Raw genomic sequence first — 26,015 nt, 5'->3', positions numbered from 1 at the left:
CATGTCTACGGCGTGCTCAGTGGCCCGCGGGCGCCGACTGCGACGCGGAGTCGCTCGGGGCGGCCGGCGCCGAGGCCGACGCGGGCGCGCTCGCCTTGTCGCCCTCGGGCTTGTCGCTCGCGGACGGGCTGCCCGACGGCGAGGAGGACGCGGCGGCCGGCGCGGACGGCACCTCGCTCGGGCCCCAGCCGCTGAAGTAGCTGGTCGCCGGGACGACGAAGGCGCGCAGGCTCACCGCACCGGTCTTGCTGAAGGTGAAGGTGACCTTCTGCGCGTTGCCGTTCTGGACCGACTCGCGGCCGTTGGCCAGGATGGCGGAGGCGTTGTCCTTGCCGCCGATGACCAGCCGGCCGTGCGCCGGGACGGTCAGCTTCTGTCCCTTGGCGGGCTTCAGCTCGACCTTCTCGTTGCTGCCCGCGACGGCGATCGACTGGAGCGTCTGGTCGGTCGCGCCGTCGTTGAACAGCGTGGCGGCGACGGCGGCCGGGCCGTTGGCCTTGGCGTCGGGCTGGGTGATGACCAGGGCGTTCTGGACCTTGATGGCCCCGACGCTGGTCGCCGCGTTGTCCGGCCTGATCTCCAGGGTCTGGGCGTTGTTTCCGGCGCCGCAGGCGGCGAGCGAGGCGATCGAGAAAGCGATGGCAGATGCGGCGAGGGCGCCGCGTCGAAGGCTGCTGCTCACGGCGGCGGCAACTCCTTGAACGCAGGGGCGGCTTGTCTTGTAAAGCCACCTTAAGGATGTGTCAGCGCCCTCAGGCTACCGAGCCGTTCGCGCGGCGCCGCACCCGACCCTCCCCTGGCGAGGGGCTTCCGTCCTGCTGGGGGTACGCCGGGCGGCCGCTGATCACCGCCGGGCCGCTTTGCCGGAACGCGCGTCCGTCATTCGGATAACCGCGTGCGACACCGTTGACGGCATCCCGGCGACACACCGCGACACTCCGGCCGATATTTCTGTGAAGGAATGCGCGCGTGTCCGGAATTGATCACTGCCGGGTGGCGTGATCAATTCCGGATTCGTCTCGTACCTGACTCCGGTCGTCGAACGGAGGAGCGGAAGTCGTACGCTTGGAAGCGGGCAAACCGGTACATTCGGCCGATCGGAGCGGCTCTCCGAGGCGTGTGACGTACATGTTTCACTCTGCGCGCAGAGCCGCTCCCACCTGCGAATTCCCGGTTCCGCAGGTGGTCCGCAGCACGTTCCTGTCGCTGTTGTCAAGCCCCGAGATATGCTCTGACCTGCGAAAACGCCATTCAGAAGACGCCGTATCCGTGTTACCCTGGATAGCCACGGAAGGGGTACCTGTCACATGACGTTCAAGGTTGGCGACACCGTGGTCTATCCCCATCACGGGGCCGCGCTGATCGAGGCTATCGAAACTCGTCAGATCAAAGGCGTGGACAAGACCTACTTGGTGCTGAAGGTCGCCCAGGGCGACTTGACGGTACGTGTGCCAGCGGACAATGCGGAGTTCGTCGGCGTGCGTGATGTGGTCGGTCAGGACGGGCTGGAGCGCGTCTTCGAGGTGCTGCGCGCGCCGTACGCCGAGGAGCCCACGAACTGGTCGCGCCGCTACAAGGCAAATCTGGAGAAGCTCGCCTCCGGCGATGTCATCAAGGTCGCGGAAGTCGTGCGTGACCTGTGGCGTCGTGAGCGCGAGCGCGGACTCTCCGCCGGTGAGAAGCGCATGCTCGCCAAGGCCCGCCAGATCCTGGTGAGCGAGCTGGCTCTCGCGGAGAACACCAACGAGGACAAGGCCGAGGCGCTGCTCGACGAGGTACTCGCCTCCTGACGCGAAGCGGGCGGCGTGCCCCGCCTGCTTTCAAGTGCAGCGCAGCAAAAATGCCGTGGTGCCCGATGACACTCACCCTGTCGCCGGGCGCTGCGGCATATTCGTCCCCCCATGCGTTCTCCATGCACTCAGTGCACCCGATACATTTTTCCGTCCTGCGTTTGCCCCTGCGTGCTACTTCTGCGTTCTGCTCCTGGGGCGGACGGCTCGACCGCGGTCACGGAAAGGGTCCGGTCAAGGCGTCGCGCCCAGGCGCTCCTCCAGGCCATACCCACCGGTCCCGAGCACACAAACCTGACAGGAACCGATGTCTGACGAATCGCGCCCCGCACCCGCCGAGCCGCGCCAGGACAGCCGTGTCGCCGCCGTGATTCCCGCCGCCGGCCGGGGCGTACGCCTTGGTCCGGGCGCCCCCAAGGCGCTTCGCGCGCTGAACGGCACGCCCATGCTGATCCACGCGATCCGCGCCCTGGCCGCCTCCCGGCACGTCTCCCTGGTGGTCGTCGTCGCCCCGCCGGAGGGCGCCGCCGAGGTCAAGTCGCTGCTGGACGCGCACGCGCTGCCCGAGCGCACGGACTTCCTGGTCGTGCCCGGCGGGGACAGCCGCCAGGAGTCGGTCCGCCTGGGCCTGGACGCCCTGCCCCCCGCCTACGACATCGTCCTCGTGCACGACGCGGCCCGCCCCCTCGTCCCCGTCGACACCGTGGACACGGTCGTCGAGGCGGTGCGCGACGGCGCCCCGGCCGTGGTCCCGGCGCTGCCGCTGGCCGACACGGTGAAGGAGGTCGAGCCCGCGGGCACCCCCGGCGAGCCCGAGCCGGTGCTCGGTACGCCCGAGCGGGCCCGGCTGCGCGCCGTACAGACCCCGCAGGGCTTCGACCGCGCGACCCTGATCCGCGCCCATGAGTCCGTCACCGAGGACGTCACCGACGACGCGAGCATGGTCGAGCGGCTCGGCGAGCGGGTCGTGACCGTGCCCGGTCACGAGGAGGCGTTCAAGGTGACCCGGCCCCTCGACCTCGTCCTCGCGGAGGCGGTCCTCACCCGCAGGAGGCTCAACGATGGCTTCTGAGATCCCCGTGCTGCCCCAGGTCGGCATCGGCACCGACATCCACGCCTTCGAGGACGGCCGCGAGCTGTGGTGCGCCGGGCTCAAGTGGGAGGACGCGGGACCGGGACTCGCCGGGCACTCGGACGCCGACGTGGTCGCGCACGCCGCCTGCAACGCGCTGTTCTCCGCCGCCGGACTCGGTGACCTCGGACAGCACTTCGGCACCGGCCGGCCCGAGTGGAGCGGCGCCTCCGGGGTCACCCTGCTCACCGAGGCCGCCCGGATCGTGCGCGCGGCGGGCTTCGCCATCGGCAACGTCGCGGTGCAGGTCGTCGGCCCCCGCCCGAAGATCGGCAAGCGGCGGGACGAGGCGCAGCAGATCCTCAGCACCGCCGCCGGGGCCCCGGTGTCGGTGTCCGGCGCGACCACCGACGGGCTCGGTTTCCCCGGCCGCGGGGAGGGGCTGATGGCGGTCGCCACGGCCCTCGTGGTGCGCGTGTCGTAGGGGCGTGCGAGGGTACCCGCACAGCCATCGTCGATCGAGGAGGATCTCCATGTCCGCTGCCCTGTCCGACCGGCTCAAGTCCCTGCTGGACACGCGCGTGTTCATCGTGCTGGGCACCGTCCAGCCCGACGGCAGCCCGCAGATGTCCCCGGTCTGGGTGAAGCGCGACGGGGACGACGTCCTCATCTCCACCACGGTCGACCGGCGCAAGGAGAAGAACCTCAGGCGCGACCCGCGGGTCACCGTCGTCGTCATGGACCCGGAGAACCCCTACGAGTACGCCGAGATCCGCGGCACCGCCGAGCTGACCACCGAGGGCGGCCAGGCACTCATCGACGAGCTGTCCCTGAAGTACACCGGCAAGAAGTACGCCGAGTTCAACCCGGCCTCCGCCAACGACGCCGAGCGCGTCGTCGTCCGCGTCACCCCGCGCAAGGTGGTCGGCAGCCTCTAGGGGACAGCCCGGAGACAGTCCGGAGACAGCCCGGAGCGGCGATGTCACCGTCCGGTGGCATCGCACAGCCCCGTTCCCACTACCCTGGTGTGGTGACCATTCGCCTGTACGACACCAGCGCCCGGCAGATCCGCGACTTCACCCCGGTCAAGCCGGGCTGTGTCTCGATCTACCTGTGTGGCGCCACCGTGCAGGCCGCACCGCACATCGGGCACATCCGCTCGGGCCTGAACTTCGACATCATGCGCCGCTGGTTCGAGTACCGCGGCTACGACGTGACGTTCATCCGCAACGTCACGGACATCGACGACAAGATCATCAACAAGGCCCACGAGCAGAAGCGCCCCTGGTGGGCGATCGGGTACGAGAACGAGCGGGCGTTCAACGACGCCTACGCCGCCCTCGGTTGCCTTCCGCCCAGCTACGAGCCCCGCGCCACCGGCCACATCACTGAGATGATCGAGATGATGCAGGGCCTCATCGAGCGCGGCCACGCCTACGAGGCCGACGGCAACGTCTACTTCGACGTCCGCTCCTTCGACGGCTACCTGGAGCTGTCCCGGCAGGAGCTGGACAACCTGCTCCAGCCGTCCGGCGACGGCGAGAGCGGCAAGCGGGACCCGCGCGACTTCGCCATGTGGAAGGCGGTCAAGCCGGGCGAGCCGAGCTGGCCGACGCCCTGGGGGCCCGGCCGCCCCGGCTGGCACCTGGAGTGCTCGGCCATGGCGCACAAATACCTCGGCTCCGTCTTCGACATCCACGGCGGCGGGCTGGACCTGATCTTCCCGCACCACGAGAACGAGATCGCCCAGGCCAAGGCGTTCGGTGACGAGTTCGCCCGGTACTGGGTGCACAACGCCTGGGTGACCATGGCGGGCGACAAGATGTCCAAGTCGCTCGGCAACAGCGTGCTGGTCTCCGAGATGGTCAAGCAGTGGCGTCCCATCGTCCTGCGCTACTACCTCGGCACCCCGCACTACCGCTCGATGATCGAGTACAGCGAGGAGTCGCTGCGCGAGGCCGAGATCGCGTTCGCGCGCATCGAGGGCTTCGTGCAGCGCGCGCTGGAGAAGGCCGGCGGTGAGGTCGAACCGGCCGCCGAGGTGCCGCCCGCCTTCGCCGAGGCGATGGACGACGACCTGGGCGTGCCGCAGGCCCTCGCCGTCGTGCACACCACCGTCCGGCAGGGCAACAGCGCACTGGCCGCCGACGACAAGGAAGCGGCCGTCGCCCGCCTCGCCGAGGTCCGCGCCATGCTCGGCGTCCTCGGTCTCGACCCGCTGGACCCCGAGTGGGCCGGTGCGGGCGGCGAGCTCGGCGACACTGTGCTCAACAAAAGCGTGCACGGCGTGGTGGACAGCCTGGTCCGGCTCGTCCTGGAGCAGCGCGAGTCCGCCCGCGGCCGTAAGGACTGGGCCACCGCCGACGCCATCCGCGACCAGCTCGGACAGTCCGGTCTGGTCGTCGAGGACAGCCCGCAGGGCCCGCGCTGGAGCATCGGCCCGCGCTAGCCAAGGCTTGATCGAGTGTGCCGCCCGGCCATCCGGGCGGCACACTGCATACATACGTACGAACGCTCACGGAGACGGGTAACTCATGGCGAACAACCGCCGCATGTCCGGCAAGAAGGGTGCGCAGGTCGGCAGCGGCGGCCAGCGGCGCCGTGGCCTGGAGGGCAAGGGCCCCACGCCCCCCGCCGAGGCGCGCAAGGGCCACGCCAAGCAGCGTGCCGCCGCCGCCAAGGTCCGCCGTGCCCAGGGCCGCCCCCAGCAGCGCAAGGGCGGCGGCCGGTCCACCTCCGAGCTGGTCGTCGGCCGCAACCCGGTGTACGAGGCGCTGCGTGACGGTGTGCCCGCCACCATGCTCTACGTCCAGCAGTTCATCGACAACGACGAGCGCGTCCGCGAGGCCCTCCAGCTCGCCGCCGAGCGCGGCAACATCCACCTCATGGAGGCCCCGCGCCCCGAGCTGGACCGCATGACGAACGGCCTGAACCACCAGGGCCTCGTCCTCCAGGTCCCGCCGTACGAGTACGCGCACCCCGAGGACCTGCCCGCCGCCGCCTACGACAAGGGCGAGGACCCGCTGATCGTCGCCCTCGACGGCGTCACCGACCCGCGCAACCTCGGCGCCGTCGTCCGCTCCGTCTCCGCCTTCGGCGGTCACGGCGTGCTCGTGCCCGAGCGCCGCTCGGCCGGCATGAGCGCCGGTGCCTGGAAGTCGTCGGCCGGTGCGGCCGCCCGTACGCCGGTCGCCCGTGCCACCAACCTCACCCGGGCCCTGGAGCAGTACAAGAAGGCCGGGATCACCGTGGTCGGCCTGGCCGCCGACGGTGAGGCCGAGGTGGGCGATCTGGCGGCGCTGTCCGGTCCGGTCGTCATCGTGGTCGGCAGTGAGGGCAAGGGCCTGTCCCGGCTGGTCGGCGAGACCTGTGACCACCGGGTGCGCATCCCGATGCCGGGCGGCGCGGAGTCCCTCAACGCCGGTGTGGCGGCCGGTGTGGTGCTCTACGAGGCGTCCCGCCGCCGCTCCTGAACGGCCGTTCGGCAGTGCCCCCGGATGCGGTAATTCCGGGGGCGGCCCGGCGTTCACGACGACTTTGACGCGGCCCGGACACATCGGGCCGGTCAAAGCAGTGTCCTAACTCGGCGTCACTCGGTTAGTTGAGTGTGGACACCAGAACACCCCGCACGCCCACGGGGGACCGCTCGTCGGGATTCGACGAGGCTCCCGCGCTGAGCATGGTGAAGGTGCCGAGCGATCCGGCGCAGGTCATCGTCAATCACGCCAGCTTCCGCGTGCAGCTGGGGTCGGCGGGCAGGCGCGCCCAATCCCCGAGAATCGCCCGGTATCCGAGCGTCGCCCAGGACACCCCCCGCATGTCCGCCGCGGGCACGGCGGGCGGGGCGGGCCGGCGCCGCCCGGTCGTCTGGAGCGGCCGGTCCGCGCCCGACGACACCGGTACCCACCGCCTGCTCCAGGCCGTCCGGGGCAGCAGCGTCCGCCACCCCGACGAGCCGGCCGGAGCCACCCAGGTCATCCCGCGCCTCGACCCGGACCACACCGGCTACGCGGACGCCTACGACCGGCTCGACGCGACCGTCGAGACCCCGGTCCTCGGCCCCCAGCGCACCGGCCCGGACGGCGGCACCCGGCTGCTGCCGCACATGCGCCCGGTCGGCAGCGCCTACGACGAACCGCCGTACGACGAACAGCCTTACGCCGACGACGAGTTCGACCCCGACGAGCCGCCCGTCCGGCGCTCCGGCACCCGGGCCGCCCGCCGCCACGGCGACGACCCGGCGCGGCACGCGTACTACCCCGGCCGCCGGATGAACCTCGGCGTCGTCCTGCTTCCGCTGCGCGTCTTCCTCGGCTTCATCTCGGCCTACGCCGGCATGGGCAAGCTGTGCGACCCCGTCTACTTCGACGGCGGCGAGCGCGGCTCCATGGTCAAGTGGCTCAACACCCTGCACCCGTGGGACGTGGCCGAGCCGCTGCGCCAGTTCGCGCTGCACCACCCGGTGGGCTCCGGGCTGGTCATCGCCTTCCTCCAGGTCGTGGTCGGCGTGCTGACCATCCTCGGCTGCTGGCAGCGGGTCGCCGCGGCGCTGGGCGCGCTGCTCTCGGCCGCGCTCATCGTCACCGTCAGCTGGAAGACGGTCCCGGCCTACGACGCGCCCGACATCATCTACCTGGCCGCCTGGTCCCCGCTGGTCATCGCGGGCGCCCCGGTCTACTCCGTGGACGGCAGGCTCGCGGGCGGCGCCTGGCGCACGCTGGGCCCGCGCGCCGCCATCTGGGACCTGCGCCGGTACGTACTGCGCCGGGGCGCGCTGATCACGGCCGTCACGGTCGGTCTGACCCTGCTGGTCGGCTCGCTGCTCGGCGGCGCGGTACGCGACTCCAGCCGGGTGGTCGTCCCCGGTCCCGGCGAGGCGCCGCGCAACAACCAGCCCGGCTCGCCGCTGCCCTCGAAGCCCGGTACCCAGCGCAGGCAGGCCAGCCCCTCGGCGTCCAGCTCGCCCACGGGCGGCGCCTCGGCCGGGGCCAGCCCGTCCGGCGTGGCCGGCACACCGGGCGCGGGCCGCACGGCCGGTACGGCTCCGGTGGCGCCCAGTCAGACCCAGGGCACCACGGGCCAGGCCCCGCCGCAGCGGACCACCCCGACCACGGGTGGCGGCGGCGCCCCCAGCACCACGGCGGGCCCGACCAGCTCCGGCGGGCCCGCGACGGGCGGCACCGGGTCGGGCACCTCTGGCGGCGGCACCGAACCGGGCGGCGGCAGTGACTCGGGTGGCGCCTCCACCGGCCAGCCCGGCCTGGTGGGCGGTCTGTTCGGCAACTGACCGCCGGCGTGCCAAGGGCCCCGTACCTCACCGGTGAGGTACGGGGCCCTTCGGTGTGCGGTGTGCTGGGTGCGGCAGGTGGCGGGCGTCGGCTAGGCGCGCTCGCCGTCCAGCTCCTTGGCGGCCTCGGTCAGGTCCTTGACCGTGTCGATGGCCCGCCAGTACGCGCCCTGCGGCAGCGGGAACCCGGCGAGCTTGCGCTCACGGGCGAGGCGGGGGAACGTGGCGCGCTCGTGGTCGCCGCGGTCGGGCAGCAGGTCGCGGAACTCGGGGGAGAAGACGTACACACCAGCGTTGATCTCGACGGTGGACGGCGGTGCCTCGATGAAGTCGGTGATGTGCCCGAAGCCGTCCGTGCGCACGGCGCCCCAGGGGATGCGCGGCCGGGCCAGCGCGAGGGTGGCCACCGCGTCCCGCTCGGTGTGGAAGTCGGCCATGTCCCGCAGGGAGAAGCGGGTCCAGATGTCGCCGTTGGTGGCGTACCAGGGCCGGTCGGGGCGGGGGAGATGCGCGGCGGCGTACTTCAGGCCGCCGCCGCGGCCGAGGGGCTCGGTCTCCACGACGGTGGTGACGGACAGCGGCAGGTCGGCCGTGGCCAGCCACTTCTCGAGAACCTCGGCGAGATGGCCGCAGGAGACCACCACGTCGGTGACGCCCTCTTCGGCCAGCCAGTTCAGCTGGTGGCCGATGATCGGGGTGCCCGTGCCGGGGATCTCGACCATCGGCTTGGGCCGGTCGTCCGTGTAGGGGCGCAGCCGGGAGCCCTGGCCGCCGGCCAGGACGACGGCTTGGGTGGGGCGCGACGCGACGTTCGGATGGGTCATGCCCCGAACTGTACGTGGCGCCCCGGCCGGCGCCAGGGGCGCGACAGGCCGCTCCTGCGGCTGTCGTCACCTGTGGTGCGGTCAGCTGTGTGTGGGGCAGCTATGTGGCAGTCGGCTATGTGCGGGCCGGCCATGTGCTGATCAGCTATGTGCGGGCCAGCCATGTGCGGGCCAGCCATGTGCCGGTCAGCTATGTGCGGCCAGCACGCCCGTGGCGAAGGAGGTGTCGCAGACCGGGCGGGCGTAGGACTGGGCGCGGGAGGCGCCGTAGAGGCGGACCGCGGCCCTGCCCAGGGTGCGGGCGATCGAGGTGCAGTGCTCGGCGAGCGCCGGGTGGCCGTTCACCGCCTGCTGGAGGTGGGTCAGGACCACGCCGGGGTTCTTGTCCTGAAGCTCGGTCAGCAGCCGCTCGCGCAGGGCGTCCTGGGGGGCGGCCCGCTTGGCGGTGACCGTGCGGGCGGTGTTGGCCTTGGCGGGAGCCTGGGCCGGGGCGACGTCCGAGGCGGTGAGCACCGAGCCTTCGGAGTCCCCGGACCAGTTGACCCGCGTGACCGCGAGGGTTCCGGAGAGCACCAGGACGACGGGCAGGACGAGGGCGAGAGTGCGGCCGATCCGGCGGGCAGGGCCGCCCCGGTGGCCGCGTCGCGTCTGAGGGGTGGTGGAGTGCGTCACGCGAGTGAGGGTAGCGCCCGGTGATGATTTGGCGACATTTAGTCACCCTTACGGGGGATGAAGTCGTGCTGCTTTCTGGGTAGGGGGTTGACGTCGGGTGCCCGAATTGATCCCTGTGCCGGGATATCCGCCCAACCGTGCCCGGTGACGGCGGAAGGGGGCCCCGTAGGACCCCCTCCCGTCGAACTTGCCCTGCTCCCCGGTCAGTCGGAGAGGCGCTCGCCCGTGGAGGTCGAGAAGACGTGGATCTCGCCCGGCCGCGGTACGACGTGCAGCGTGGAGCCCTTCTCCGGCACCTGACGGCCGTTCACGCGGACGACGAGGTCCCGCACGTCGCTGCCGACCTCGACGGCGCCGTAGACGTAACCGTCGGCGCCCAGCTCCTCGACGACGTTCACCGAGACGGCGAGGCCGGCCGGGGCGTCGTCGCTGTCCTTGGTCAGCGCGGTGGCCGCCGCGCCGCCGCCCAGCTCGACCACCTCGAAGTGCTCGGGGCGGACGCCGACCGTCACGGTGGTGTCGCCCCTGTCGGCGGCGGCCGAGAGCGCGTCCCGGCTGACCGGCACCACGCTGTTGCCGAACTTCACGCCGCCGTCGGTGATCGGCACCTCGACCAGGTTCATCGCGGGGGAGCCGATGAAGCCGGCGACGAAGAGGTTGGCGGGGCGGTCGTACATGTTGCGCGGGGTGTCGACCTGCTGGAGCAGGCCGTCCTTCAGCACGGCCACCCGGTCGCCCATCGTCATGGCCTCGACCTGGTCGTGGGTGACGTAGACGGTGGTGGTGCCCAGGCGCCGCTGGAGGGAGGCGATCTGGGTGCGGGTGGAGACGCGGAGCTTGGCGTCCAGGTTGGACAGCGGCTCGTCCATGAGGAAGACCTGCGGCTCGCGGACGATGGCGCGGCCCATGGCGACACGCTGGCGCTGACCGCCGGAGAGGGCCTTCGGCTTGCGGTCCAGGTACTCGGTGAGGTCGAGGATCTTGGCGGCCTCCTCGACCTTCGCCCGGATGTCCGCCTTGTTGACGCCCGCGATCTTCAGGGCGAAGCCCATGTTGTCCGCGACCGTCATGTGCGGGTAGAGGGCGTAGTTCTGGAACACCATGGCGATGTCCCGGTCCTTGGGCGGCAGGTGGGTGACGTCGCGGTCGCCGATGCGGATGGCGCCGCCGTTGACGTCCTCGAGCCCCGCGAGCATGCGGAGCGAGGTGGACTTGCCGCAGCCGGACGGGCCGACGAGGACGAGGAACTCGCCGTCCTCGATGGCGATCTCCAGGGCGTCGACGGCGGGCTTGGTGGAGCCCGGATAGATCCGGGTCGCCTTGTCGAACGTGACAGTGGCCATGGTGAAGGGCCCCCTTCTACCGGCAGGAACGTGCCGGACGATCCGTTGTAGGAAGGTGGTTCGGTCAGTTCACCCAGGTGAACTGGCTCAGGACCGTACCCGGCGCCCACCTGCCCTGTCAGCACCTGGACGCCCCCGAATTTCCCCCGGACGAACTCCGCCGGCCCCACCCCGCCCCATGGGTACACTTCACAGACAGCGGGCACACCCCGCCCACGCCTCCTTAGCTCAGCTGGCCAGAGCAACGCACTTGTAATGCGTAGGTCGTCGGTTCGAATCCGACAGGGGGCTCTGGTGAGGCCCAGGACAGACTTCATCTGACCTGGGCCTTTGCGGTTTCTGAGGTCTGCTGAGGCGATGGCCGGCCCACCTGAGACGCCAGGATCGTCCACCGGTGCGGGCATGACAGCTCCTACTGATCGCGGTGCTTGAATGGACCGTCGTCACTGGCCTGGCAAGGAGAAGTGCTGTGTCCCTGGTGTCAGTCGTGATGCCCGTGTACAACTCGGCAGCCACTCTCGGCGCAGCGATCCGGTCGGTGCTCACGCAGACCCACAGTGACCTGGAGCTGCTGGTCACCGACGACAAATCCTCCGATGGCTCCATGGATCTGCTCATGGAGTTCGCCCGTCAGGACAAGCGAGTGCTGCCGGAATCGGCGCCTGAACGCGGCGGTGCCGGCCGGGCACGCAACCTCGCGATCGAGCGGGCCCGGGGAGACTACGTCGCCTTTCTCGACAGCGACGACATGTGGCTTCCGGAGAAGACTGAGCGGCAGATCGAATTCGCTGCCGGGGGTGACGCGCCTTTGACGTTCACCTCCTACTACAAGATGGACGCCGACTATGCCGGCGAGAGCACCGATTTCATCCCGAACGGGCGGGTGGTCCGCGCACGGAACCACGTGGACTACCGCGCGATGCTGGTGCGGGACCACATCGGCGCACTGACCGCCATGTACGACCGCAACGTCCTGGGCTCGAGGCTGATGCCGGAGATGCGGAAGCGCCAGGACTACGCCCTGTGGCTGTCGATCATGCGGGACGGCGCTGAGGCCCGGGGTCTTCACGATCCGCTTGCGGTGTACAGGTCTCACCAGGCGGGATCGCTGTCCTCCAACAAGCTGTCGCTCGTGCCGTACAACTGGGAGCTGTACCGCGAACACGAAGGGCTGTCGGTCCCGCGGGCGACGCGGGCACTGGCCGGCGCCGTATGGCAATCGCTGCGCAATTCGCGGATCTAGGACCCTCGGCGCGACCCGGCCAGACACCCGCACGCACGACTTGGGAGACGTCCGGGCCCGGGGCGCTGACCGCTCCTTCGGGGGTATCCGATCAGGTATGACGAAGCGTCTGGGCTTGGGGCCGTGGCTGCGGTGATCCGGCGGCAGCGGTCGTGCCGCACGGGCTCCTGAGCTTCAGCCGTGGCACACGGCGAAGGCCGCCCCCACCAAGAGGTGTGGGCGGCCTTCGGGGGTCGGGAGGGGTCAGGCGGGGGTCAGCAGGGACGACAGGGCCTCGCGGAGGGCCGTGTCCGGGTCCGCGGCCGCGGACGTCGCGCGCCAGGCCACGAACCCGTCCGGGCGGATCAGGACCGCGCCGTCCGCCGTGGTGCCGTGGGACTCCGCCCAGTCGGTGCCCTCCGTGTCGTAGGTGAGGTCGGCGTCGGGGCCGGGGCCCACGCGGTAGGCGTCCAGGGCGATGCCGTCCTCCGCCGCTACCCGGCGGGCCGCCGCGTACCAGCCGGCGTCGTCGGGGGCGTCGGTGAGCAGGACCATCGAGCGCTCGTAGAGGTCCAGGGTGGACAGGCGCAGGCCGCCGCGGCGTACCCACAGGTGCGGGGCGCGGCTGCCGGGGCGGCCGTCGAGGGCGAGGCCGTCCGGGACGACCGGGGCGTCGGGGTCGGCGCCGAGGACGGCGCCGGCGGGGTAGCGGTAGCCGAGGACGACGTTGAGGATGCCGCCGCGCTTGGCGCCGCCGACCCCGGGGGCCGGCGCGAAGCCGGGGTGGCTGTGCTCGACCGAGCGGGCGGAGGCGCGGGCGCTGGTGGCGGCCGCGACCGGGCGGCGCTCGGCGCCGTAGGACTCCAGCAGGCCGGGGCCGGCCCAGCCGGTCAGGACGGCGGACAGCTTCCAGGCGAGGTTGTGGGCGTCCTGGATACCGGTGTTGGAGCCGAAGGCGCCGGTCGGCGACATCTCGTGGGCGGAGTCGCCGGCGAGGAAGACGCGGCCGGAGGAGTAGAGGTCGGCGACGCGTTCGGCGGCACGCCAGGAGGCCATACCGGTGATCTTCACGTCGAGTTCGGGGGCGCCGACCGCCCGGCGGATGTGGTCGCGCAGCCGCTCCTCGGTGAAGTCCTCCAGGGTCTCGCCGCGCTCGGGGTGCCAGGGGGCGTGGAAGACCCAGTTCTCCTTGTTGTCCACGGGCAGCAGCGCGCCGTCCGCGTCCGGGTGGGTGAGGTAGCAGCAGATGAAGCGGCGGTCGCCGACGACATCGGCCAGCGTGCTGGAGCGGAAGGTGACGCTGACGTTGGCGAACAGCTCGCCGGGTCCGCTCTGGCCGATGCCGAGGGCGCGCCGTACGGGGCTGCGCGGGCCGTCGGCGGCGACGAGGTAGTCGGCGCGGACGGTGAAGCGCTCCTCGGTGCCGCGGTCGACGACCGTGGCCGTCACTCCGTCGGCGTCCTGCTCGAAGGACTCCATCTGGTGGAAGTACCTCAGGTCGCCGCCGAGTTCGCGGGCGCTGTCCAGGAGGACGGGTTCGAGGTCGTTCTGGCTGCACAGGCACCAGGCGGTGGGGCTGAACCGCGCCAGGCCGCCGCCGGGGTCGATGTTCTTGAACAGCCACTCCCCGGCGTCACCCACGAGGGTGGGCGTCTGGAGGATGCCGTGGTTGTCGGCGAGGAGCGAGGCGGCGGCCTTGATGTCCGGCTCGACTCCGGCGACCCGGAACAGCTCCATCGTGCGGACGTTGTTGCCGCGTCCGCGCGGGTGGATCGAGGTCCCTGAGTGCCGTTCGACGAGCATGTGCCGCACACCGAGACGGCCCAGGAACACGGACATGGACAGGCCCACCAGTGAGCCGCCCACGATGAGGACGGGGACCCGGTGGTCGGCTTTCTGATGCATCGAAGCCTCCAGTGGCTGGGGTGAGCGCGTGGGGCGCCTGTGACTCTTCATGCCCGCCCGTGCCTGCTCCGCGTGGCCAATCACCCACGTGGTTCACAGGAGTCGCGGGCTTGTGGGGACCGGCACAGGATCAAGGAACGCTGCCGTGCCCCATCCGCGGCCGGCACCGGTTCTGCCCCGCGAAGGAGATGTGTGCAGGATGACCACCACGTCTGAACGTCCCTCAGAAACGCAGGCACGCGAGGTGTCCAAGCGTGTCTCCCAGTCCGTGTTCGACGGCTCCCCGCTGCGGGTCGTCCTTCTGGTCGACGTGTACGACGGCGCTCAGCAGCAGTTCCTGGAGGCGTACGAGCAGCTCTGCGCCCAGGTCGCGCGGGTTCCCGGCCACGTCAGCGACCAGCTGTGCCAGTCCATCGAGAACCCTTCGCAGTGGCTCATCACCAGCGAGTGGGAGAGCGCCCCGCCGTTCCTCACCTGGGTGAACAGCGAGGAGCACGTGCACATGGTGGAGCCGCTGCACTCCTGCGTGCGTGACACCCGTTCGCTGCGCTTCCACATCGTCCGCGAGACGGGCGGCCCGGCGGTCCCCGCCGAGTCGGCCCCCGGCCGCCGGCTCCAGACGCACCCGCGCATCGGTGACGGAGTCATCCGGCACGCGCTCACCTTCACCGTGAAGCCCGGCACCGAGAAGAAGGTCGCGGCGATCCTCGCGGACTACGCCTCGCCCAAGTCCCGCGTCGACGACACCACGCAGCTGGTGCGGACCTCGCTGTTCATGCAGGGCAACCGGGTGGTGCGGGCCATCGAGGTGCGCGGCGACCTGCTCGCGGCGCTGCGGCACGTGGCCCGGCAGCCCGAGGTGCGGGCGGTCGAGGAGGCCATCAACCCCTACCTGGAGCAGGACCGGGACCTGGACGACCAGGAGTCGGCCCGGATGTTCTTCACCCGCGCGGCGCTCCCGGCGGTGCACCACGTGGTGGCCGACGAGCAGGCGGAGGGCAACCGCCTCGCGCTGTTCTACCCGGCCCGCGCCGGCCAGGGCATGCGGCTGGCCGAGCTGATCTCCCAGCACGACCAGGCCGCGGCCGACGACCCGGCGAGCGCGGTGCTGCGCAGCACGGTCTTCCAGCGCGACGACGTGGTGGTGCGCCTGGTGGACGTACGCGGCAAGGATGTCGGCGCGCTCCCCGCCGACCCGGCCGCGGCCGCCGAGCTGCGCGAGCTGCTCGCCGGCGACGCCGCCCGGATGGACCTCGTCACCGACCGGCGCGCCTCGGACGACTGATCCGGTGACCGCCTCTCACCCCGCAACCGCCGACGCGGCACATTCCACGGAGGAAGCTGTGATCCAACACCGTCCCAAGATCATCGACCTGAAGGACACCGAGCACAACACCCGGCGCGGCGGCGACCTGCGCGCCATGCTGACCCCGGCGACGGTCGGCGCCACCAGCGGTTTCATGGGCGTGGCCATCGTGCAGCCCGGCGACCGCATCGGCGAGCACTACCACCCGTACTCCGAGGAGTTCGTGTACGTGATCTGCGGCCGGCTGGAGGTGGACCTCGACGGCGAGGCGCACCCCCTGAAGCCGGAGCAGGGCCTGATGATCCCGGCCCACATGCGGCACCGCTTCCGCAATGTGGGTGACGAGGAGGCGCGCATCGTCTTCCACCTGGGTCCGCTGGCCCCGCGTCCGCAGCTCGGTCACGTGGACACCGAGGAGACGGACGTCATCGGGGCCGCCGCGGTGGTGACGGAGGCCGGTGGTGCCGGTGCCGCCGGCCGGGACCGGGTGCGCTCATGACCCGCCGGGTGGCGGTCACGGGCATAGGCATCGTGGCTCCGGGCGGGATCGGCGCGCCGGCGTTCTGGGACCTGCTGTCCAACGGCCGGACCGCGACGCGGGGCATCACGTTCTTCGACCCCTCGGGGCTGCGCTCGCGGATCGCCGCCGAGTGCGACTTCGACCCGGCGGCCCACGGTCTGGACGCCGAGCAGGTGGAGCGGGCGGACCGGTACATCCAGTTCGCGCTGGTGGCCGGCGACGAGGCGGTGCACGACTCGGGTCTCGACCTGGCGGCCGAGGACCCGTGGCGGATAGCGGTGTCGGTCGGCACCGCGGTCGGCGGCACCACCCGACTGGAGAACGACTATGTGCTGGTCAGCCATGGTGGCCAGCGCTGGGATGTGGACCACACCCAGGCCCGGCCGGAGCTGCACCGGGCGTTCTCGCCCAGCACGGTCGCCTCGTCGGTGGCCGAGCGGTTCGGCGCGCGGGGCCCGGTGCAGACGGTGTCCACGGGCTGCACCTCGGGCCTGGACGCCGTCGGGTACGCCTTCCACACCGTGCAGGAGGGCCGGGCGGACATATGCCTGGCCGGTGCCTCCGACTCGCCGATCTCGCCGATCACGATGGCGTGCTTCGACGCGATCAAGGCGACGTCCTCGAACAACGACGACCCGGCGCATGCCTCCCGCCCCTTCGACAACAACCGTGACGGGTTCGTCATGGGCGAGGGCGGCGCGGTGCTGGTGCTCGAGGAGCTGGAGCACGCACGGGCCCGCGGTGCGCACGTGTACTGCGAGCTGAGCGGGTACGCCACGTTCGGCAACGCGTACCACATGACCGGTCTGACCCCCGAGGGCCTGGAGATGGCCCGCGCGATCGAGACGGCCATGGACCAGGCCCGGATCGACCCGACCGCGATCGACTACGTCAACGCGCACGGTTCCGGCACCCGGCAGAACGACCGCCACGAGACGGCCGCGGTGAAGCGGGCGCTCGGGCAGCACGCCTACGACACCCCGATGAGCTCCATCAAGTCGATGGTGGGGCACTCCCTCGGGGCGATCGGGGCCATCGAGGTGGTGGCGTGTGTGCTGGCGCTCGCCAGGCAGGCCGTCCCGCCGACCGCGAACTACGAGACCCCCGACCCCGAGTGCGATCTGGACTACGTCCCGCGCGAGGCACGGGAGCGGAAGCTGAACGGTGTGCTCTCCGTGGGCAGCGGGTTCGGCGGTTTCCAGTCCGCGGTGATCCTGACCCGGCCGAGGGAGTGAGGACACGATGAGCGAACCGAAGGAACGGCGGGCGGCCGTCACCGGTATCGGGGTGGTCGCGCCGAACGGCATCAGCACCGAGACCTTCTGGAAGTCCACCCAGGAGGGCATCAGCGTCCTGGACCGGGTGACCCGGGAGGGCTGCGAGGACCTGCCGCTGAAGGTGGCGGGCGAGGTTCGCGAGTTCGACCCGGCGGTGGTCGAGGAACGGTTCCTGGTACAGACCGACCGGTTCACGCACTTCGCCATGGCGGCGGCGGACCTCGCGCTGGAGGACGCCCGGCTGGGGCAGGCCGACACCGCGGCGGACCCGTTCTCCATCGGGGTGGTCACCGCTTCCGGCTCCGGCGGCGGCGAGTTCGGCCAGCGCGAGCTCCAGCAGCTGTGGGGCAAGGGCAGCCGGTTCGTCGGCCCGTACCAGTCCATCGCCTGGTTCTACGCGGCCAGCACCGGTCAGATCTCCATCCGGCGGGGCTTCAAGGGGCCCTGCTCGGTGGTCGCCTCCGACGAGGCGGGCGGTCTGGACGCCCTCGCGCACGCCGCCCGCGCGGTCCGCCGGGGCACCGATGTGATGGTGGCCGGCTCCACCGAGGCGCCGCTCGCGCCGTACTCGGTGGTCTGCCAGCTCGGGTACGAAGAGCTGAGCGGGGAGAGCGACCCGGCGCGTGCGTACCGCCCCTTCACCGGGGCGGCGTGCGGGTTCGTGCCCGCCGAGGGCGGCGCGATGCTCGTGATCGAGGCGGAGCGGTCCGCGCGGGAGCGCGGGGCCGAGGTCCGGGCGTACGTCGCGGGACACGCGGCGACGTTCACCGGGGCCTCCCGCTGGGCCGAGTCCCGCGAGGGGCTGGCGCAGGCCATCCGGACGGCGCTGGCGGAAGCCCGGTGCGCGCCGGAGGAGGTCGACATGGTCTTCGCCGACGCCCTCGGGGTGCCGGAGGCGGACCGTGCCGAGGCGCTGGCGCTGGTGGACGCGCTCGGTGAGCACGGGCGCCGGGTGCCGGTGACGGCACCGAAGACCGGTATCGGCCGCGGCTACTGCGCGGCACCGGTGCTGGACGTGTCGGCGGCGGTGCTGGCGATGGAACACGGCCTGATCCCGCCGACACCGAACGTGGTGGACGTCTGCCACGACCTGGACCTCGTGACCGGGAGCGCCCGCGTGGCCGAGCCGCGCACGGCGCTGGTCCTCAGCCGGGGCCTCATGGGGTCGAACTCGGCGCTGGTGCTGCGGCACGGCGCCCAGTAGGCGAACAGCAAAGGAGAGAACGGCATGAACGCGCAGATCACCGAAGAAGAACTGGCCGCCCTGATGAAGAAGGCGGCGGGCATCACCGTCGCCCCCGAGGTGCTGCGGGAGCAGCCCCAGACCCCGTTCGAGACGCTCGGGCTCGACTCGCTCGGCCTGCTGGGCATCGTCGGCGAGCTGGAGAACCGGCACGGTACCCCGATGCCCCCGGACGCCGAGCGCTGCAAGACGCCGCAGGCGTTCCTCGACCTCGTCAACAGCGCACTGATGGCAGGAGCCTGACATGGCCGGACACACCCGGAACGAGATCACCATCGCCGCTCCGCTCGACCTGGTCTGGGACATGACCAACGACCTGGAGAACTGGCCGCAGCTGTTCAGCGAGTACGCGTCCGTCGAGGTCCTCTCCCGTGAGGGCCGCAAGACGACGTTCCGGCTGACCATGCACCCGGACGACAACGGCACCGTGTGGAGCTGGGTCTCCGAGCGCGAGCCGGACCGCGAGAACCTCACCGTCCGCGCCCGCCGCGTGGAGACGGGCCCCTTCGCCCACATGGACATCCACTGGAGTTACGAGGAAGTGCCCGCCGGTACCCGGATGGTGTGGACGCAGGACTTCGCCATGAAGCCCGAGGCGCCGGTCGACGACGACTGGATGACCGACAACATCAACCGCAACTCCAAGGTCCAGCTGGCGCTCATCCGGGACAAGATCCAGCAGGCCGCCGGGGACCGCCCCGCCCCGGCCCTGGCCGACTGACCGGCGAGCGGCCCAAGAGGCCAGAGAGGACACCCCCCATGCACCAGGGACTGATCGTGGCCCGGATGGCACCGGGCTCGGCCCAGGACATCGCCAAGATCTTCGCGGAGTCGGACCGGGGCGAGCTGCCGCACCTCGTCGGGGTGCGCCGCCGCAGCCTCTTCCAGTTCGGCGACGTGTACATGCACCTCGTCGAGTCGGACAGCGACCCGGCCCCGGCCATCGCCAAGGTGGCCGGCCACCCCGAGTTCCGCGGGATCAGCGAGCGCCTGTCGGCGTACGTCAGCGCGTACGACCCGGAGACCTGGCGCTCCCCGAAGGACGCGATGGCGGAGCGCTTCTACGTGTGGGAGCGCGACTGACCGTCCGACTCCCCGGATGACCACCGGCCGCCGGTCCCGCAGCGTCGCGGGCCCGGCGGCCGGTTTTCGGTGCGTCTCCGGTGTCAGCCGGCCACGTGGCACTCGAAGGCGTGCAGGTAGGGGTTGACCGGACGGATGTCGTCCACGACCAGACCGGCCGAGGTCAGCCGGCCGGTCATGGACTCGGTGGTGTGCTTGGCGCCGCCGACGTTCAGCAGGAGCAGCAGGTCCATGGCGGTGCTGAAGCGCATCGAGGGGGTGTCGTCGACGAGGTTCTCGATGACGATGACGCGGGTGCCGGGGCCGCCCGCGGCGACGACGTTGCCGAGCAGCCGGGCGGTGCTCTCGTCGTCCCACTCCAGGATGTTCTTGATGACGTATACGTCGGCCTTCACCGGGACCGACGCGCGCACGTCACCGGGCACGATCTCGGCGCGGTCGGCGAGGTCGCCGTCCCGGAGCCGGGGGAGGGCGTTCTCGACCACGCGGGGCAGGTCCAGCAGGCTGCCGCGCATCGTCGGGTACTTGTCCAGCAGGCAGGCCACGACATGGCCCTGGCCGCCGCCGAGGTCCGCCACCGAGGAGGAGCCGGACAGGTCGAGCAGGGCGGCTACCTCGCGGGCCGACTGCTCGCTGGAGCGGGTCATGGCCTGGTTGAAGACGTCCGCGGACTCGGGGGCGTCCTCGTTGAGGTAGGTGAAGAACTCCTTGCCGTAGAGGGACTCCACGACGTTGTCCCCGGTGCGCACGGCCTCGTCCAGCCGGGGCCAGGCGTCCCAGGTCCACGGCTCGGTGCACCACAGGGCGATGGCGCGGAGGCTGTTCGGGTCGTCCTCGCGCAGCAGGCGGGACATGTCGGTGTGCGCGAAGGTGCCGTCCGGACGCTCGGCGAAGACGCCGTAGCAGGACAGGGCGCGCAGCAGCCGGCGCAGTGGCTTGGGCTCGGTCTTCACCGAGGCCGCCAGGTCCTCCACGGGCTTCGGCTCGTCACCGAGGGCGTCGGCGACGCCGAGCCGGGCGGCGGCCCGGACGGCGGCGGCGCAGGCCGCCCCGAACACCAGCTCGCGCAGGCGCATGGGGGGCGGTGGGGCTGTCTCAGCGGTCGTCATCTGCCGCCCTTTCTCGTTCTTCGGCCTTCTTCGGTCATCGATCGGCAGCGGGCGGGCGGTCAGCACAGGCCCGCGGGCTTCGAGGCCCGGCAGGAGTTGCGCTCGAACGTGTTGCCCTTGCCGGTGTCCGTGTTCACCAGGTCCGCGGGGGCGTTGGCCGACAGCGTGTTGCCGTCGATCCGGTTCTTGTCACCGGTGGCGCCGACCATGCTCTTGAAGAGCACGATGCCGCCGGAGAGCGGGGACTTGCCGGCGTTGCCGCGCACGTAGTTGCCGGTCACGCGGGTCTGCTCGACGCCGGTCAGCACGATGCCGGAGCCCTGGAGGGCGGGCAGGCGCTCGGTCTTCGGGCAGGACTTGTTGTTCTGCGAGACGCGGTTGCGGGCGACGGTCAGATGACCGGCCTTCGGCTTGTTCTCGTCACCGACGACGAAGACACCGGCGCAGTTGCCGCTGATGCCGTTGTCCGAGACGGTCAGGTTGCGCAGCCGGCGGACGGTGACGCCGATGCGGTTGTCCTGGAGCCGGTTGCGCTCGACGACGGTACGTCCGGCGTCGTACGCCCCCGCCTCCTCCTTGATCGTGTTGGCGAGGAAGAGTCCCGCGTCGCCGTTGCGCTCCGCGACGTTCTCGCGGAAGACGCCGCCGACGGAGCGCTCCTGGGCGATGCCCCAGGTGTCGTTGTCGACGGCGCGGACGTGGCGGACCGTCATGCGGTCGGTGGCCATGCCGAACACCCCGGCGCGGGCGAACCCGGTGACGGTGAGGTCGGAGACGGTGACGCCCTCGATGTTCTTGGTCTTGGTGCCGAGGACGCAGATGCCGTTGCCGTTCTTGGCGCAGGTGTTGGCGTCCTTGCCGGTCTTGGTGGCGGCGGGCTTGACGATCGTGCGGGCGCCCGCACCGCGCAGGGTGAGGCGGGGCGTGCTGATCTGCACGCTCTCGTGGTAGGTGCCGGCGAGCACCAGCACGGTGTCGCCCGGCCTGGCGACGTCGACGGCCTTCTGGATCGACTCGCCCGGACGGACCACGAGGGTCTGATGAGCGGCGGCCGCGGGGACCGCCCCCATTCCCGCGCCCACGAGGGCCGCGGTGCAGGCGAGATATGCGATGTGACATCTCTTCATACCGCGTACGGTATGACCGTTTAATCCGGTATCCCGGCGATAGTCCATCCGGCGGCGTGTCAGGCGTCGCGCAACGCCCGCCCGACAGCGAGCCGCACATCGCCCTCCGGATGCCCGGCGTCGCCCTCGGCCAGCTGCCACAGCCGGTTCTGCAGCACCCGCGCCAGCGTCCAGGCCCGCGCCCGCTCCCGGTCCAGACCGACGGCGTGGGTGAGCACGTCGAAGCGCCGGCGGGTGTCGGCCGGGTCGTACCGGTTGGCGAGCGCGGGCAGCAGCTCGAAGCCGGGGTCGCCGGCCAGCGGCTTGGGGTCGATGGCCAGCCAGGGCGCGCGGGCGGAGGCCAGGACGTTGCCGTAGTGCAGGTCCCAGTGCAGCAGCCGGTCGCCGGGTTCGTCCGCGACCTCGCGGAGAGCGGCCGCGCAGTCCCGCAGCAGGCGTCGCGCGGCGGGGTCGGGTTCCGTGCGCAGGGCCCACGGGACGCGCTCCGTCATCGAGCGCGCGATGTCACCCAGTCGGCGCAGTCCGGGCGGGGCGGCGTGCGCGGTGAGCCGGGCCAGCAGGTCACCGATGACACCGACCGCCTCGCGGGTGTCGGGCAGCGCGGACAGCGGGCGGCGGGCGTCCAGCCGCTCCAGCAGCAGCGTGCCGGTCGGCGCGTCGTGCGCCAGCAGCCTTACGGAGCCGTCCCCGGCCCAGGTCAGCAGGGCCTCCGCCTCCCCCGCGCACTCCTCGTCCAGGTGCTGGACCTTGAGGGCGGCGGGGGTGCCGTCGGCGGCGGTCACCGGTACGACCAGCGAGCAGACGCCGGACAGTGCGGGCCCGTCCGCGCGCAGCCGCCAGCGACGCCGGAACTCTCCGGCACGCCGGACCAGCTCGCCGGGCACCTCGCTCACCAGGCCGACCATACTGACGGATGTGAGCCGGGTCATCCGAGTGCGGCGAGGGTTTCGGGCGGTGGGGGCCTATGTGCGCTCCGCCCCCGGCACCTATGTGTGGCTCGCCGTGCTGTTTGTCAGCACTGTGGCTCTGCATCACATGTCGCCGGAGTTCGAGAAGGAGTTTCTGCGGCAGCGGTCGACCAATATTCATGAGTTGTCGCAGAACCCGGTGCGGGTGCTGATCACGAGTGCGATGTGGATCGACGGGGGGCGCTGGCTGCCGTACGCCGCCGCGTACAGCGTGTTCCACGCGCAGGCGGAGCGGTGGCTCGGTACGGCTCGGTGGCTGGTGGTGTGCGCGGCCGCGCATGTGCTGGCGACGCTGATCAGCGAGCTGGCGCTGCTGAAGGCCGTCAACGACGGCCACGCGCCGCCCTCGGCGGTCAACACCCTGGACATCGGGGTGAGTTACGCCCTGGCGGGGGTGATGGGCGTACTCGCGTACCGGATCGCGCCGCCCTGGCGGTACCCGTACCTCGCCGTCCTCGTCGCGTTGTACGCCGTCCCGCTCACCGTCGGCCGCACCTTCACCGACGTCGGCCACGCCCTCGCCGCCCTCATCGGCCTGGCCTGCTATCCGCTCGTCCGGGGCCGGGGCCGGACCTGGAACCCGCGCGAGACGCCGACCGCGCTGCGGAGCTGACGCCGCTCAGCCCACCGACTCCCGCACCTGCGCCTTCGCCGGCAGGCCGTGCCGCGGCGGCTTCGCCGTGACCATCAGGCCCGCGACCAGGGCCGCCAGCAGCATCACCGCGGCCGCCCACCAGATCGCCACCGTGTAGCCGTGCACGAGGCCCGCCGGGACCACGGTCGCCCGGTCGGCGGGACCGCGCAGATGCGCGGTGACGTACGCGGCCGCGCTGGTGGTGGCGATGGTGTTGAGCAGCGCCGTGCCGATGGAGCCGCCGACCTGCTGGGCGGTGTTGACCGTGGCCGAGGTGACCCCCGAGTCGCGCGGGGCGACCCCGGCGGTGGCGGTGGCGAACACCGGCATGAAGGTCAGGCCCATGCCGAGCCCGAGCAGCAGCAGCGCGGGCAGGATCTCCGAGGCGTACGAGGAGTGCACCGTCATCCGCGTGAGCAGCAGCAGTCCGCCCGTGGCCAGCAGCCCGCCCGGCACCATCAGCATGCGCGGCGCCACCCGGTTCAGCAGACGGGCCGCTATCTGGGTCGAGCCGATGATGATCGCGGCCGTCAGCGGCAGGAAGCCCAGGCCCGCCCGGACGGGGGAGTAGCCCAGGATGACCTGGAGGTAGTAGGTCATGAACAGGAACAGCCCGAACAACCCGATCACCGCGAGCAGCATGGTCAGGAAGCAGCCCGCGCGGTTGCGGTCCCGGACGATGTGCAGCGGCAGCAGCGGGTCCGGCGCCCGGTTCTGCCACCACACGAACACGGCCAGCAGCGCGATCCCGGCCGCGAACAGCGCCAGCACCAGCGGATCGGTCCAGCCGCGCGGCTCGGCCTCGCTGAAGCCGTAGACGATGGCCACCAGACCGCCGCAGCCCAGCACCGCGCCGCGCGCGTCCAGCCGGGCCGCGCCGCCGTGGCCGGGGCGGTCGTGCAGCAGCGCGAAGGCGCCGAGGACGGCGGCGATGGCGATGGGCACGTTGACGTACAGGCACCAGCGCCAGTTCAGGTACTCGGTGAGCAGCCCGCCCAGGATGAACCCGATCGCCGAGCCGCTGCCCGCGAGCGCGCCGTAGATGCCGAACGCCTTGCCGCGCTCGCGCGGATCGGTGAACGTCGTGGTCAGCAGGGACAGCGCGGACGGCGCGAGCAGGGCCGCGAAGACGCCCTGGAGCGCGCGGGCACCGAAGAGCATGCCGGAACTGCCCGCCGCGCCGCCCAGCGCGGAGGCCCCCGCGAAGCCGATCAGGCCGATGACGAAGGTGCGTTTACGCCCCACCAGGTCCGCGATCCGCCCGCCCAGCAGCAGAAGCCCGCCGAAGGCGAGGGTGTAGGCCGTGATGACCCACTGCCGGTTGGCGTCGGACATGTGGAGGTCGGCTTGTGCGGAGGGGAGGGCGATGTTCACGATCGTCGCGTCCAGCACCACCATCAGCTGGGCCAGCGCGATCACGACCAGGCCCCACCAGCGGCGGGGATCGGCTGCCTCGGTTCCGGCGGGGACCGGAACGGGCTCACCCGTTCGGCCGATGCTCATCTCGCCAGAAGACCATGGATCGGGGTGTGTCGCATCCGCGTCCGAGAGCCCCCGGCCGCTGCTGCCGGAACGGTTCCTCATGGTTCGAGCACCACCTTCCCGACCGTGCCGCGTGTCTGGAGCGCCCGGTGCGCGGCGGCCGCCTCTGCCAGCGGGAACCGGGTGACGGCCGGGCGCAGCCGCCCGGCGGCGGCCTCGGCCAGGGCCCGCTCCTCCAGGGCGCGCAGCCCGCCGCCACGCCGGAGCATCTCCGGCCCGAGCACGGACTCGGAGACCCCCTCCACGAAGTGGCCCCGGCTCCCCTCCCCGATGCCCTCGGCGGACCAGCCGAAGACCAGATGCCGCCCGCCCGGCCCGAGCAGGGCGACGGCCTCGCGGGCCACCTCGCCGCCGACCCCGTCGTGGACGAGCGTGGCGGCCCGTCCGCCGAGACCCGCGCGGACCTCGGCGGGCCAGCCGGGCCGGGTGTAGTCGACGGCGAGATCGGCGCCGTTCGCCCGGACCCGCGCGGTCTTCTCCGCGCCGCCCGCCAGGCCGACGACGGTCGCCCCGGCGTTCCGGGCGTGCTGCACGAGCAGGGTGCCGATGCCCCCGGCCGCCGCCGGTACGACCACCACGGACTCCGGGCCCGGTTCGGCGAACCCCGCGATGCCGAGTGCGGTGCGTCCGGTGCCGATCATGGCGACGGCCTCGGCGAAGCCCAGGCCCTCCGGCACCGCGTGCAGCCGTTCCACGCCGGTGACGGCGAGTTCCGCGTACCCGCCCGGCGCGAAGCCCAGGTGGGCGACGACCCGCCTGCCGAGCCACGCCGCGTCCACGCCGTCACCGAGCGCGTCCACCACCCCGGCGACCTCCCGGCCGGGCACGGTCGGCAGCGCGGGCGGCTCCGGCAGCGGACCTTGCTGCCCCTCCCGCAGGGCCGCGTCCAGCAGATGCACCCCGGCCGCCGCGACCGCGATCCGCACCTGGCCGGGGCCGGGCGAGGGGTCGTCGGTCTTCTCGTACGTCAGGTTTTCGGCCGGCCCGAAGGCGTACAGACGGACGGCGTGCATGGGACCCCCGGAGTTCGCGTCACTCGCTTCCTTCAGGCCCACTCTTCGACCTCAAGTGCACTTGAGGTCAAGGCGCTG

At 71.8% G+C, this 26,015-nt stretch carries 26 protein-coding genes and 1 tRNA gene; 17 read left to right on the top strand and 10 right to left on the bottom strand.

The annotated features are described in order from the left end of the window. Window positions 1–16: 16 nt before the first annotated feature. Window positions 17–682, bottom strand: a complete 666-nt coding sequence (locus ACIGA3_RS22205; protein ID WP_399718301.1) for a DUF461 domain-containing protein — start codon at window positions 680–682, stop codon at window positions 17–19. A gap of 625 nt (window positions 683–1,307) precedes the next feature. Between ACIGA3_RS22205 and ACIGA3_RS22200 the strand changes: the two genes are divergently transcribed. The 7 genes from ACIGA3_RS22200 to ACIGA3_RS22170 all read left to right on the top strand — a co-directional run bounded on the left by ACIGA3_RS22200 (window position 1,308) and on the right by ACIGA3_RS22170 (window position 8,149). Next, a complete protein-coding gene (locus ACIGA3_RS22200) occupies window positions 1,308–1,790 on the top strand; it encodes a CarD family transcriptional regulator (protein WP_050374646.1) in 483 nt (160 codons plus the stop codon). 307 nt (window positions 1,791–2,097) lie between these two features. Beyond that, window positions 2,098–2,862, top strand: coding sequence for a 2-C-methyl-D-erythritol 4-phosphate cytidylyltransferase (gene ispD, locus ACIGA3_RS22195; RefSeq protein ID WP_399718298.1), 765 nt, complete (start codon window positions 2,098–2,100; stop codon window positions 2,860–2,862). Then, window positions 2,852–3,346 carry a 2-C-methyl-D-erythritol 2,4-cyclodiphosphate synthase gene (gene ispF / locus ACIGA3_RS22190; RefSeq protein WP_399718296.1) on the top strand — a complete coding sequence of 165 codons (495 nt, stop codon included), beginning with the start codon at window positions 2,852–2,854 and terminating at the stop codon, window positions 3,344–3,346. Before ispD ends, ispF begins: the two co-directional genes overlap by 11 nt. Before the next feature lie 49 nt (window positions 3,347–3,395). Then, window positions 3,396–3,800, top strand: a complete 405-nt coding sequence (locus tag ACIGA3_RS22185) for a PPOX class F420-dependent oxidoreductase (protein ID WP_399718293.1) — start codon at window positions 3,396–3,398, stop codon at window positions 3,798–3,800. A 92-nt stretch (window positions 3,801–3,892) separates the two neighbouring features. Then, window positions 3,893–5,311: a cysteine--tRNA ligase gene (cysS, locus tag ACIGA3_RS22180; RefSeq protein ID WP_399718290.1), complete on the top strand. Its 1,419-nt coding sequence runs from the start codon at window positions 3,893–3,895 to the stop codon at window positions 5,309–5,311. A gap of 85 nt (window positions 5,312–5,396) precedes the next feature. Then, window positions 5,397–6,335: a 23S rRNA (guanosine(2251)-2'-O)-methyltransferase RlmB gene (gene rlmB, locus ACIGA3_RS22175; protein WP_399718287.1), complete on the top strand. Its 939-nt coding sequence runs from the start codon at window positions 5,397–5,399 to the stop codon at window positions 6,333–6,335. A 134-nt stretch (window positions 6,336–6,469) separates the two neighbouring features. Next, window positions 6,470–8,149: a DoxX family protein gene (locus tag ACIGA3_RS22170; RefSeq protein WP_399718528.1), complete on the top strand. Its 1,680-nt coding sequence runs from the start codon at window positions 6,470–6,472 to the stop codon at window positions 8,147–8,149. Window positions 8,150–8,241: 92 nt separating this feature from the next. Here ACIGA3_RS22170 and ACIGA3_RS22165 read toward each other — a convergent pair whose 3' ends face one another. The 3 genes from ACIGA3_RS22165 to ACIGA3_RS22155 all read right to left on the bottom strand — a co-directional run bounded on the left by ACIGA3_RS22165 (window position 8,242) and on the right by ACIGA3_RS22155 (window position 10,988). Continuing rightward, window positions 8,242–8,973 (bottom strand): NDP-sugar synthase, encoded by a 732-nt coding sequence (locus ACIGA3_RS22165; protein WP_399718286.1) that lies wholly within the window; start codon window positions 8,971–8,973, stop codon window positions 8,242–8,244. Between the two features lie 186 nt (window positions 8,974–9,159). Then, on the bottom strand, window positions 9,160–9,645 hold the full coding sequence (locus ACIGA3_RS22160) for a hypothetical protein (RefSeq protein WP_399718284.1): 486 nt from the start codon (window positions 9,643–9,645) through the stop codon (window positions 9,160–9,162). Between the two features lie 203 nt (window positions 9,646–9,848). Beyond that, window positions 9,849–10,988: an ABC transporter ATP-binding protein gene (locus ACIGA3_RS22155; RefSeq protein WP_399718282.1), complete on the bottom strand. Its 1,140-nt coding sequence runs from the start codon at window positions 10,986–10,988 to the stop codon at window positions 9,849–9,851. Window positions 10,989–11,205: 217 nt separating this feature from the next. Between ACIGA3_RS22155 and ACIGA3_RS22150 the strand changes: the two genes are divergently transcribed. Together ACIGA3_RS22150 and ACIGA3_RS22145 are read left to right on the top strand one after the other, a co-directional pair. Continuing rightward, window positions 11,206–11,279, top strand: a tRNA-Thr gene (locus ACIGA3_RS22150). A gap of 178 nt (window positions 11,280–11,457) precedes the next feature. Then, window positions 11,458–12,231 carry a glycosyltransferase family 2 protein gene (locus tag ACIGA3_RS22145; RefSeq protein ID WP_399718279.1) on the top strand — a complete coding sequence of 258 codons (774 nt, stop codon included), beginning with the start codon at window positions 11,458–11,460 and terminating at the stop codon, window positions 12,229–12,231. 243 nt (window positions 12,232–12,474) lie between these two features. Here ACIGA3_RS22145 and ACIGA3_RS22140 read toward each other — a convergent pair whose 3' ends face one another. Beyond that, the gene (locus ACIGA3_RS22140; RefSeq protein ID WP_399718276.1) at window positions 12,475–14,115 is read right to left on the bottom strand and encodes an FAD-dependent oxidoreductase; all 1,641 of its coding nucleotides are present in this window, start codon (window positions 14,113–14,115) and stop codon (window positions 12,475–12,477) included. Between the two features lie 199 nt (window positions 14,116–14,314). Here ACIGA3_RS22140 and ACIGA3_RS22135 point away from each other — a divergent pair, with 199 nt between their 5' ends. Genes ACIGA3_RS22135 through ACIGA3_RS22105 form a run of 7 tightly spaced genes read left to right on the top strand, consistent with a single transcriptional unit; the run spans window position 14,315 to window position 19,544 of the window. Further along, complete coding sequence (locus ACIGA3_RS22135) at window positions 14,315–15,400, top strand: SchA/CurD-like domain-containing protein (RefSeq protein ID WP_399718273.1); 1,086 nt, start codon at window positions 14,315–14,317, stop codon at window positions 15,398–15,400. A gap of 58 nt (window positions 15,401–15,458) precedes the next feature. Beyond that, the gene (locus tag ACIGA3_RS22130; protein WP_399718271.1) at window positions 15,459–15,920 is read left to right on the top strand and encodes a cupin domain-containing protein; all 462 of its coding nucleotides are present in this window, start codon (window positions 15,459–15,461) and stop codon (window positions 15,918–15,920) included. Next, window positions 15,917–17,176: a beta-ketoacyl-[acyl-carrier-protein] synthase family protein gene (locus ACIGA3_RS22125; RefSeq protein WP_399718269.1), complete on the top strand. Its 1,260-nt coding sequence runs from the start codon at window positions 15,917–15,919 to the stop codon at window positions 17,174–17,176. The genes ACIGA3_RS22130 and ACIGA3_RS22125 overlap by 4 nt, the downstream gene beginning before the upstream one ends. A gap of 7 nt (window positions 17,177–17,183) precedes the next feature. Continuing rightward, window positions 17,184–18,422, top strand: a complete 1,239-nt coding sequence (locus ACIGA3_RS22120) for a ketosynthase chain-length factor (protein ID WP_399718266.1) — start codon at window positions 17,184–17,186, stop codon at window positions 18,420–18,422. Window positions 18,423–18,446: 24 nt separating this feature from the next. After that, window positions 18,447–18,704, top strand: coding sequence for a phosphopantetheine-binding protein (locus ACIGA3_RS22115; RefSeq protein WP_399718263.1), 258 nt, complete (start codon window positions 18,447–18,449; stop codon window positions 18,702–18,704). A 1-nt stretch (window position 18,705) separates the two neighbouring features. Further along, window positions 18,706–19,182 carry an SRPBCC family protein gene (locus ACIGA3_RS22110; RefSeq protein ID WP_399718261.1) on the top strand — a complete coding sequence of 159 codons (477 nt, stop codon included), beginning with the start codon at window positions 18,706–18,708 and terminating at the stop codon, window positions 19,180–19,182. Between the two features lie 38 nt (window positions 19,183–19,220). Beyond that, complete coding sequence (locus tag ACIGA3_RS22105) at window positions 19,221–19,544, top strand: TcmI family type II polyketide cyclase (RefSeq protein ID WP_030804500.1); 324 nt, start codon at window positions 19,221–19,223, stop codon at window positions 19,542–19,544. A gap of 83 nt (window positions 19,545–19,627) precedes the next feature. Here ACIGA3_RS22105 and ACIGA3_RS22100 read toward each other — a convergent pair whose 3' ends face one another. Genes ACIGA3_RS22100 through ACIGA3_RS22090 form a run of 3 tightly spaced genes read right to left on the bottom strand, consistent with a single transcriptional unit; the run spans window position 19,628 to window position 22,685 of the window. After that, a complete protein-coding gene (locus tag ACIGA3_RS22100) occupies window positions 19,628–20,653 on the bottom strand; it encodes a methyltransferase (RefSeq protein ID WP_399718258.1) in 1,026 nt (341 codons plus the stop codon). Window positions 20,654–20,712: 59 nt separating this feature from the next. Then, window positions 20,713–21,780: a nitrous oxide reductase family maturation protein NosD gene (locus ACIGA3_RS22095; protein WP_399718255.1), complete on the bottom strand. Its 1,068-nt coding sequence runs from the start codon at window positions 21,778–21,780 to the stop codon at window positions 20,713–20,715. Window positions 21,781–21,839: 59 nt separating this feature from the next. After that, window positions 21,840–22,685, bottom strand: coding sequence for an aminoglycoside phosphotransferase family protein (locus tag ACIGA3_RS22090; RefSeq protein ID WP_399718252.1), 846 nt, complete (start codon window positions 22,683–22,685; stop codon window positions 21,840–21,842). A 49-nt stretch (window positions 22,686–22,734) separates the two neighbouring features. On the opposite strand from ACIGA3_RS22090, the gene ACIGA3_RS22085 reads away from it, so the two are divergent. Next, entirely contained in the window at window positions 22,735–23,361 is a 627-nt protein-coding gene (locus ACIGA3_RS22085; protein ID WP_399718250.1) for a rhomboid-like protein, read from the top strand. A gap of 6 nt (window positions 23,362–23,367) precedes the next feature. Here ACIGA3_RS22085 and ACIGA3_RS22080 read toward each other — a convergent pair whose 3' ends face one another. Both ACIGA3_RS22080 and ACIGA3_RS22075 read right to left on the bottom strand, forming a co-directional pair. After that, window positions 23,368–24,885, bottom strand: coding sequence for a DHA2 family efflux MFS transporter permease subunit (locus ACIGA3_RS22080; RefSeq protein WP_399718247.1), 1,518 nt, complete (start codon window positions 24,883–24,885; stop codon window positions 23,368–23,370). A gap of 77 nt (window positions 24,886–24,962) precedes the next feature. Continuing rightward, window positions 24,963–25,937 (bottom strand): zinc-binding dehydrogenase, encoded by a 975-nt coding sequence (locus ACIGA3_RS22075; RefSeq protein ID WP_399718245.1) that lies wholly within the window; start codon window positions 25,935–25,937, stop codon window positions 24,963–24,965. Between the last annotated feature and the right edge of the window lie 78 nt (window positions 25,938–26,015).

Origin of the sequence: Streptomyces sp. NPDC085596 (assembly GCF_044541565.1) — a bacterium.
Lineage (GTDB): Bacteria > Actinomycetota > Actinomycetes > Streptomycetales > Streptomycetaceae > Streptomyces.
The sequence above is the reverse complement of the archived record's forward strand: the minus strand, read 5'-3'. Positions and strand labels throughout refer to the sequence as shown.